This window comes from Kitasatospora sp. NPDC001660, assembly GCF_053596725.1.
In genome coordinates, this window is the sequence record NZ_JBSFGU010000060.1 from 26,351 (window position 1) to 35,992 (window position 9,642).

The 9,642-nt window shown below is 72.9% G+C and carries 5 protein-coding genes and 2 tRNA genes; 5 read left to right on the forward strand and 2 right to left on the reverse strand.

The genetic code is table 11. The annotated features are described in order from the left end of the window. The first annotated feature begins 642 nt into the window (after window positions 1-642). Entirely contained in the window at window positions 643-1,305 is a 663-nt protein-coding gene (locus ACWCXH_RS35580; protein ID WP_449805644.1) for a hypothetical protein, read from the forward strand. 234 nt (window positions 1,306-1,539) lie between these two features. Then, window positions 1,540-1,616 (forward strand) — tRNA-Phe (locus ACWCXH_RS35585). Between the two features lie 248 nt (window positions 1,617-1,864). Here the strand turns inward: ACWCXH_RS35585 and ACWCXH_RS35590 are convergent. Together ACWCXH_RS35590 and ACWCXH_RS35595 are read right to left on the reverse strand one after the other, a co-directional pair. Beyond that, window positions 1,865-2,947, reverse strand: a complete 1,083-nt coding sequence (locus ACWCXH_RS35590; protein WP_449805645.1) for an alpha/beta hydrolase family protein — start codon at window positions 2,945-2,947, stop codon at window positions 1,865-1,867. Window positions 2,948-2,981: 34 nt separating this feature from the next. Then, on the reverse strand, window positions 2,982-3,902 hold the full coding sequence (locus tag ACWCXH_RS35595; RefSeq protein ID WP_449805646.1) for a zinc-binding dehydrogenase: 921 nt from the start codon (window positions 3,900-3,902) through the stop codon (window positions 2,982-2,984). Between the two features lie 140 nt (window positions 3,903-4,042). On the opposite strand from ACWCXH_RS35595, the gene ACWCXH_RS35600 reads away from it, so the two are divergent. The 3 genes from ACWCXH_RS35600 (at window position 4,043) to ACWCXH_RS35610 (ending at window position 9,603) form a co-directional block, all read left to right on the forward strand. Next, on the forward strand, window positions 4,043-5,035 hold the full coding sequence (locus ACWCXH_RS35600; protein WP_449805647.1) for a LysR family transcriptional regulator: 993 nt from the start codon (window positions 4,043-4,045) through the stop codon (window positions 5,033-5,035). A gap of 359 nt (window positions 5,036-5,394) precedes the next feature. Continuing rightward, window positions 5,395-9,411 (forward strand): ATP-dependent RNA helicase HrpA, encoded by a 4,017-nt coding sequence (gene hrpA / locus ACWCXH_RS35605; protein ID WP_449805648.1) that lies wholly within the window; start codon window positions 5,395-5,397, stop codon window positions 9,409-9,411. A 118-nt stretch (window positions 9,412-9,529) separates the two neighbouring features. Beyond that, window positions 9,530-9,603, forward strand: a tRNA-Asp gene (locus ACWCXH_RS35610). Window positions 9,604-9,642 lie beyond the last annotated feature (39 nt).

Genomic DNA, 9,642 nt, shown 5'->3' on the forward strand with positions numbered 1-9,642 from the left:
GCGCTCGAAGCGCGTCATCGGCCGGGACTCGGCGTTGGTGTACCAGTGGCCCGTGACCACCTCGTGGGCCAGCTCCCAGGCTCGCGCCACGTCGTGGTTGTGCCACGCGGTCGGGTCGAGGTGGACCATCTCCCGGGCGGCGGCCTGGATGCCCTCCAGCCCGTAGGCCTCCACGGCCTTCGCCAGCACCAGCGTCAGGAGGGACATCGGCGGCTTGTGGCCGATCAGGTGGTTCATCTCCAGCAGAGCGGTGGCGACCTGGAGCCGGTTCAGCTCCACGCCCTCCACCTCCACACGCGGGTACCGCTGGCCCGGCAGACGCCGGTCAACGACCGACACCCCACCGGAGACCGGGACCTCGACGGCGGCGACTCGTGGCGCGGTGAGCGTTGCAGGCATGATGGAACTCCCCTCAGTGGGGCCTGAAGCGGCGTACAGGCTTGGCGGTGAGCGCCGCTTCAGGCATTTCCGCAGGTCAGAGCAGGCCAAAGAAGGCCCTTGCCGTCTGCGAGATCAATGGAGTCGATCGCGGAGGCCCTCGCCTAGGCAGTGTCCTGTCCGACCGGCGGGCTACGCTCAGCCTCGCTGACGGCATGTCGAACTCGTGACCGAAAATCACCGGACGGGAATGGAGAGCAGGGCATGGACTGGGTGTTCGAAGACGAGGACCACCTGGCCGACTTCTTCGCGGCACTACCCGCGCTGGATGCCGGTGAGCAGTCGGCCAGGTACCGCCGGGTCGAGGTGGACTTCGGCGGTGACACTGCCTGGTTCGAGGATCCGTTCAGCGATGACGTGTTCGGTGTCCCGGTGGGGGAGGGCCCGCACGCGGTGTATCTGCTGCTCGACGGTGATGGCGACGGCGAGTTTGTGCCCGAGGTGTCCGCCGTGCTCGTCCGCTCCGGCGACGCCCTGCCCGTGGAGGCGGGTGACTTGGGCGACGGGCTGATGACCAACTCCGGGTTCCTCGTGGTGCGCGGCGGAGAGTTGGACTCCGGCGTGCAGGGTGTGCTTCCGGCGGTCGCCCGGGCGCTGGCCGCGCTGAAGCGGCGGCCGCCGGTCGAGGACGGTGGCTGGGACCGCGCCGAGGACCTGGAACAGGGCCTCGCGGAAGCGGGCATCGATGCCGACACGCTCGCCTCCGACGGCGCCGAGCCGGGTGACTACGCAGAAGGCTGGCTGCTCTCCGCTGACGGCCGGTCGGAGGTGGCGGCGCTCGGTTGCTTCGTCGACCCGGACGGTCACCAGCTGCTGCCCTGCCTCGACTCCGAGGGGAACGAGGTCGGCGTCCTACTCTGCCGCTGAGACCCCTGCTCCGGCGCGCCCACCGGCGGCGGCGCGGTTAAGCGTTGCGGCAAGTTCAGACATGCTGCGTATGAAACCCTAGTGCGCGTCGTCAGGGGCGCAAACGGCCAAGAAAGCGGTGCGCGGGATACGCGGGCGACAGCCGGCTGAACCGACTGTTGGCGTACTCCAACCCGTACGCCAACAGCAGCGCACAAGGGCGGACGACGCAGCACAACGGCGGACTCTGCGCCCGGCCAGACCTAGGCAGTCGGAGGCCCTGATCCGGCCTGAAAAGCGGAAGGTCGCCGGTTCGACCCCGGCCCTGGCCACAGCCAGGAAGGCCCCGGAGAGATCACTCTCCGGGGCCTTCCGCCGTTCCGGGGCATGTCGGCAGGAGCCGCAATCCGGACCTGACGCACCTTTCGGACGACTCGCCGGCGACCCTGCTCGGCCGACCGGACGGCACCCGGTGCCACCGGCGCGAGGACATCGCCTTCGGGGAGACCCCGCACGTCCCGGAGCCGTTCGGCTTCGAGCTGCGGACCTCCGACCTGATGCCCCGCTGACGTCCCACGCCCTACCGCACCGCCAACCGGGCCGTGAGCCAGTCGGCGGTGGCCGGCAGCCAGTCGGGGAGGGCGGTGCCCAGGAGGTGGTTGCCGTGGGGGACGAGGAGGAGTTCGGCGTCGCGGGCCCGGGCGGCGACGGGGGTCGCGTTGGCCACGCCGGGGATCACGTCCTCGCCGCCCTCGACGACGAGGACGGGCACGGTGAGCGTCGGCACGAGGTCGGCCAGGTCCACCCGGGCGGCGAACGCGCGGGCGGCGTCGAGGCCGCCGCAGCGCTGGGCGAGGGTCGCCCGGACGAACGGAACGAGGCCGTCCCAGTCCAGCCGGTAGGGGCCGCTGACCAGGGCGGCGGCGCGGACGCGCGGCTCGTGGGCGGCGGCGGTGGCGGCGTAGTAGCCGCCGAGGCTCAGGCCGATGACGGCGATCCGGTCGAGATCCAGGCCCTCGCGGCCCGCGAGGGCGTCGATCACGCGGCCCACGACCCGGTGGTAGTCCGGCTCGGGGGCGCTGGTGGCGGCGAGGGCGCCCTGGCCGGGGCCGTCGAGCGCGAGGACGGCCGCGCCGCGGGCCAGCAGGGCCTCGACGACGGCGTGGAACTCCTCCTTGCCGGAGTCCATCCCCGGCACGACCAGCACCACCGGCCGGGCGCCCTCCACGGTGCCCTCCGCGCCGGCGGACGCGCGCCGCAGCCAGCCCACGAAGCCGTCGCCCTCGACCCGTTCCGCCGCCGGGTCGAGGTGGGCCAGCGCCTGCCGCATGGCGTCGTCCGCGTCGGCGGCGGCGCGGGCGGCGGCCTCGCGGTCGGGGTGCGGGAGCAGGCCCGCGAGGTGGTGCCAGCGGGCGGCCGTCCGGTACGCCTCTCCGGCGGTGACGCTCCGGCCCTCGGCGGCGGCGCGGCGGCCCACCGCCACGTACCGCCGTCCGGCGGCGACGCACGCGGCCGGCCAGTCGTGCGCGGAGGTCAGCGGGGCGGTCACCCGGACGTAGTCGTACGGGTCGAGGCCGGCGCCGTGGGCGCGGGGGCGGTTCTCCTCGACGAAGGCGGCCAGGAAGGCGGGATCCGCGAGGAAGGAGAGGTCGGCGTCAGGCATCGTGAACTCCCTTGGGACAAAGTATGGTTGACGGTCAGGACAGGGTCAGGACGGCCTTGCCGCGGATCCGGCGGTCACGCAGGTCGGTGAGGGCGGTGACGGTCTCGGTCCAAGGCGCGACCCGGCCGAGCTCCGGGGTCAGGCGGCGCTGCGCCACCAGGCGGACCAGGGTGGCGAGGTCGTGGCCGTCGGGCACGTCGGAGTCGGCGTAGTGGAAGTGCCGCAGGGTCGCGGACTCCGGGCCGGTGAAGAAGCCGAAGAAGTCGAGCGTGGCGGGCCGCCGGGAGGCCTGGCCGAACCAGATCAGGGTGCCGCGCCGGGCCAGCCGGGCGAGCGCGAGCGGCAGGGCGTCGCCGCCGGTGGACTCCAGCACCAGGTCGTACGGCCCGCGCGCCGCACCGACCTCGTGGACGACCTCGGCCGCGCCCAGCTCGGCGAGCCGTCGGCCGCGCTCGGGGGAGGCGGTGACGACGGTCAGCTCGGCCCCGGCCGCGGCGGCCAGCTCGGTGACGTAGTGCCCGACGCCCCCGGAGGCCCCGGTCAGCAGCACCCGCCGGCCGGCCAGCGCGCCCGCCGTGCGGAGCAGCCGCAGCGCGGTGAGGCCGGCCAGCGGGAGGGCGGCGGCCCGGACGGCGTCGATCGAGTCGGGGAGTTCGGCGAGGGAACTCGTGGGGACGCTCACGTACTCGGCCCAGCCGCCGGCGGGCGGGTGGCCGACCACCCGGCGGCAGACGCCCGGCCCGGAGCCGTCGGCGGCGGCCTGCACGACCAGGCCGGCGACGTCCTTGCCCGGCCGCCAGCCGGGCTCGGGGGCCTCCAGCTTGAAGGTCTCGCCCCGGTTGACCGAGAACGCCTCGACCTTGACCAGGACCTCCCCGGGCCCCGGCTGCGGCTGCGCGACCTCCGCGAACTCGACCGGTGCGTCCGCCCGTCCGGTCGGTACCAGCGCCTTCATCCCGTTCGCCCCTCTCGGCGTGCGTCCCGTTGACCGGCCCAGCACACCGCGCCCGCCCGGAGCCGGTCCAACAACCGCCCGGCACCGTCGACAACGGGCGGTTGTCGTGCGAGCGGGAGGGCCGCCTAGGCTGACGCCCCATGGATCTTGATCTCGCGCAGGTGCGGGCGTTCGTGGCCGCCGCCGAGGAGGCGCACTTCGGACGGGCGGCGGGGCGGCTCGGGGTCAGTCAGCAGGCGCTGTCGAAGCGGGTGGCCCGGCTGGAGGGCGCCCTCGGGGTGCGGCTGCTGGACCGGGACGCCCGGGGGGTGGGGCTCACCGAGGAGGGGCGGCGGTTCCTGGAGCCGGCCCGGCGGGTGCTCGACCAGGGGGACCGGGCGGTGGCGGCGGTGACGTGTGTCGGCCGGCCGCTGCGGATCGACGTCTGGGGGCACCTGTTCGCGCCGATGCGGACGGTCGCGCAGGCACTGGACGGCGCGCCCGGGCTGGAGGTGGAGCCGGTGCCGGGCCGGGACCTGCCGTCGGTCGCGGCGGCGCTGCTGCGCGGGGAGTCGGACGCGGGCTTCGGCCGGGTGCACCCCCTGCCGGACGGCCGGGACACGGGGCTGACGCACCGGCTGGTGCGGCTGGAGCCGGTGGACGTGCTGCTCAGTGCCGATCACCCGCTGGCCGGCCGGGCCGTGCTGCGCCCGGCCGACCTGCGCGGCGGCGTGCTGCGCTACCCGGCGGCGGTGGACCGGCTGGACTTCCTGACCCGGTTCGCGGACCGGTTCGGCATCGAGGAGCGGGCCGGCTCGACCAACCTGGGTCTGGAGCACTTCGTCGAGCAGGTCCGTGTCGCCCCGGACTGCTTCTCGCTCGTGCCCGCCGATGTCCCGCTCCCGGACCGCCCGGGCGTGCGGACCGTCCCGCTGGTCGAGCCGACGCCGCTGTACGCGTGGTCACTGCTCTGGCGCACCGAGGGCGGGGCGGGCGGCGGCGCGGGCACCAGCGCAGGCGCCGCCGACCGGCACCCGCGACTCCAGCCCCTGCTACGGGCGTTCGCCGAGGAGGCGCGGCGCAGCAGGTGGCTGGAGTACGACCCGGCCCGCGACTGGCTGCCGGGCCCGGACGAGGCCGCGCTCAACCCGTAGGACCCGCCCCGGCCGCCGTCACGCCACCGCCTGGTACGCGAGCACCTCGAAGTCCCGTGCCACCGCGGGCGGGATGTGGCCGGCGCAGCACGCGCCGGCCGGCCAGTTCGGGCAGCAGGTCGTCGACCGGGTCGTCGAGGCGCAGGCTTCTGGGCTCCCATGAGCACCTCCTCACCCACCAGAGCCCGTGGCGTCCGGGAACCGTTGCCGCGCCCCGCCCGGAATCCCCCGGGCCCACAGAAACGTTTCCGCGGCGACCCGTCCACCCGCCGTTCGCGGATCGCCACCGGCGACTGTGACACTGGAGGGGCTCGAAAACCGAGGTGCGCGCCGCCGTACCTCCTTGCGAACCTAGAGGGATGCCCGCAGTGAGTTCTCCCGCAGTCCAGTCCGCCGCCGCTCCCGCCGCGGGTCCCGGTATCGGCGAGCTGGCCGCCCGCCTGCCCGAGCTGACCCTGCGCGACGAGGTACGGATCGGGCGCCGGCTGGAGGGGGCCCGCCGGGTCCGCAAGCCCGAGGCCCGGCAGAAGATCGCCACCGAGATCGCCGCCGACATCGAGCGCGCCGAGCTGCTGGTCGAGCAGCGCCGGGGCGCCGTCCCGAAGATCGCCTATCCCGCCGAGCTGCCGGTCAGCCAGAAGAAGGACGAGATCCTGGCGGCGATCCGGGACCACCAGGTGGTGATCGTCGCGGGCGAGACCGGCTCCGGCAAGACCACCCAGATCCCGAAGATCTGCCTGGAGCTCGGCCGGGGCGTGCGCGGTCTGGTGGGCCACACCCAACCCCGCCGGATCGCGGCCCGCACGGTGGCCGAGCGCGTCGCGGAGGAGCTGAACAGCCCGCTCGGCGAGGCGGTCGGCTGGAAGGTCCGGTTCACCGACCAGGTCGGCCAGGACACCCTGGTCAAGCTGATGACGGACGGCATCCTGCTCGCGGAGATCCAGACCGACCGCGACCTGCGCCAGTACGACACCCTGATCATCGACGAGGCGCACGAGCGCAGCCTCAACATCGACTTCATCCTCGGCTACGTCAAGCAGCTGCTCCCGCGCCGCCCGGACCTCAAGGTCGTGATCACCTCCGCGACCATCGACCCCGAGCGCTTCGCCCGGCACTTCGACGACGCCCCGATCATCGAGGTCTCCGGTCGCACCTACCCCGTCGAGGTCAGGTACCGGCCGCTCGTCGACGACACGGCCGAAGAGGCCGAGGACGACTCCACCGACGCCGACCGCGACCGCGACCAGATCCAGGCGATCTGCGAGGCCGCCCAGGAGCTCCAGGCCGAGGGCCCGGGCGACATCCTGGTCTTCCTCTCCGGCGAGCGCGAGATCCGCGACACCGCCGACGCACTGGGCCGCCTGAAGCTCAAGTCCACCGAGGTCCTGCCGCTCTACGCCCGGCTGAGCTCGGCCGAGCAGCACAAGGTGTTCCAGCGCTCCGGCAGCCGCCGGATCGTGCTCGCCACCAACGTCGCCGAGACCTCGCTCACCGTCCCGGGCATCAAGTACGTGATCGACCCGGGCACCGCCCGCATCTCCCGCTACAGCCACCGCACCAAGGTGCAGCGGCTGCCGATCGAGGCGATCAGCCAGGCCAGCGCCAACCAGCGCAAGGGCCGCTGCGGGCGCACCTCGGACGGCATCTGCATCCGGCTCTACTCGGAGGAGGACTTCCTCTCCCGCCCCGAGTTCACCGACGCCGAGATCCTGCGCACCAACCTGGCCTCGGTCATCCTGCAGATGACCGCCGCCGGCCTCGGCGACATCGCCGCGTTCCCGTTCCTGGACCCGCCGGACTCGCGCAACATCAAGGACGGCGTGCACCTGCTGCACGAACTCGGCGCCCTCGACCCGGACGAGAAGGACCCGCGCAAGCGCCTCACCGCGCTCGGCCGCAAGCTGGCCCAGCTCCCGGTGGACCCGCGGATGGCCCGCATGGTGCTGGAGGCGGACAAGAACGGCTGCGTGCGCGACGTCATGGTGATCGCCGCCGCGCTCTCCATCCAGGACCCGCGCGAGCGCCCCACCGAGAAGCGCCAGGCCGCCGACGACCGGCACCGCCGGTTCACCTCGGAGACCTCCGACTTCCTCTCCTACCTGGCGATGTGGCGCTACGTCCGGGAGCAGCAGAAGGAGCTCTCCTCGTCCGCCTTCCGCCGGATGTGCAAGGCCGAGTTCCTCAACTACCTGCGCATACGGGAGTGGCAGGACATCTACACCCAGCTGCGCACCGTCGCCAAGCAATTGGGCGTGACGATCGAGGAACCGCATCCCGACGCCGAGCCGGACGCCGACCGGATCCACCAGTCGCTGCTGGCCGGGCTGCTCTCCCACATCGGCCTGTTCGACGTGGAGAAGCGCGAGTACGGCGGCGCGCGCGGCGCCCGGTTCGCGGTCTTCCCGGGTTCCGGCCTGTTCAAGAAGCCGCCGCGCTGGGTGATGTCGGCCGAGCTGGTCGAGACGTCCCGGCTGTGGGCCCGGATCAACGCGAAGATCGAGCCCGAGTGGGTCGAGCCGCTGGCCGGCCACCTGCTCAAGCGCAGCTACAGCGAGCCGCACTGGGAGAAGAAGGCCGGCGCCGTCCTCGGCTACGAGCGGGTGACGCTCTACGGCATGCCGATCGTCGCCCAGCGCAAGGTCAACTACGGGAAGATCGACCCGGAGCTGTGCCGCGAGCTGTTCATCCGCAACGCGCTGGTGGAGGGCGACTGGGAGACCCACCACAGGTTCTTCGCGGAGAACCGCAGGCTGCTCGGCGAGGTCGAGGAGCTGGAGAACCGGGCCCGCCGGCGCGACATCCTGGTCGACGACCAGACCCTGTTCGACTTCTACGACGCCCGGCTGCCCGAGGACGTCGTCTCCACCCGGCACTTCGACTCCTGGTGGAAGAAGGCCCGGCACGAGCAGCCGGACCTGCTCAACTTCGAGAAGTCGATGCTGATCAACGACGCCGCGGACGGCGTCACCGAGGCCGACTACCCGGACCACTGGCAGCAGGGCAAGCTCCGGTTCAAGCTGACCTACCAGTTCGAACCGGGCAGCGACGCGGACGGCGTGACCGTCCACATCCCGCTGCCGGTGCTCAACCAGGTCACCGCGGAGGGCTTCGACTGGCAGATCCCGGGCCTGCGCGAGGAGCTCGTCACCGCGTGGATCAAGTCGCTGCCGAAGGCGGTCCGGCGCAACTTCGTGCCCGCGCCGGACTTCGCCAAGGCCGCGCTGCGCGAGGTGAGGGACCGGCAGTCCGCGAACACGTTCGGCTCCGCCGAGGGGTTGCTCCCGTCCCTGGAGCACGCGCTCAAGCGCCTGACCGCCGTCACCGTCCCGCCGGAGGCCTGGGACGACGACCGGGTGCCGGACCACCTCAAGGTCACGTTCCGGGTCGTGGACGGCCGCCGCAAGCTCGCCGAGTCCAAGGACCTGGAGGAGCTGCGGCTGCGGCTCAAGCCGGAGCTCAAGGAGACGCTGTCCTCGGCGGCCTCCGGCAAGGGCATCGAGCAGAGCGGGCTGACCGCGTGGCCGGCCGGGCTGCCGGTGCTCCAGCGCACGTTCGAGCAGCGCTCGCGCGGCCATTCGCTGCGCGCCTACCCGGCCCTGGTGGACGAGGGGCAGTCGGTCGGCGTGAAGCTGTTCGACACCCCGCAGGCGCAGGAGCGGGCGATGTGGGAGGGCACCCGGCGGCTGCTGGTGCTCACCACCAACTCCCCGGCCAAGTCGATCCAGGGCCGGCTGGGCAACCAGGCCAAGCTGGCGCTCTCGCACAACCCGCACGGCTCGGTCAACGCCCTGTTCGAGGACGTGGTGGCCTGCGCGACGGACCGGCTGATGACCCTGGGCGGCGGCCCGGCCTGGGACGAGGCGGCCTTCGGCAAACTGCACGACAAGGTGCGCGCGGACCTGTACGACCTGTCCGCGGACACCACGCTGAAGACGGCCACCGCGCTCATCGCCTTCCACAAGGCCTCGACCCGGCTGAAGACGGTCAGCAGCCCGGTGCTGCTGACCGCGGTGAACGACATCCGGCTGCACCTGGCCTCGCTGGTCCACCCGGGCTTCGTGACGGAGACCGGCTGGCAGCGGCTGCCGGACCTCAAGCGCTACCTGCTGGCGGTGGACCGCCGGCTGGAGGCGCTGCCCAACCACCCGCAGCGGGACGCCCAGCAGCTGCTGAAGGTCCAGCAGGTGCAGCAGGCCTACGGGGAGCTGCTGGCGGCCGTCCCGGCCGGGCAGCAGCCGTCCCCGGAGGTGCGGGCGATCCGCTGGATGATCGAGGAGCTGCGGGTCAGCTTCTTCGCCCAGTCGCTGGGCACGCCGGCCCCGGTGTCGGAGAAGCGGATCACGAAGGCGATGGAGGCGGCGCGGGCCGCGCTCTGATCCGGCCGGTGGCCGGGGGGCGGGCCCTCAGGAGCCAGTTCGACCTGGGGGCCCACCATGGGCTACGATCTGTCTTGTTCGCAGCGCGGCAAGCGAGTGAACGAGATCAGAAAACTCTGGTCCCGTGGAGCAGTTGGTTAGCTCGCCACCCTGTCAAGGTGGAGGTCGCGGGTTCAAGTCCCGTCGGGATCGCCGCAGTGCGAGAGGCCCGGAACCGTTCAGGTTCCGGGC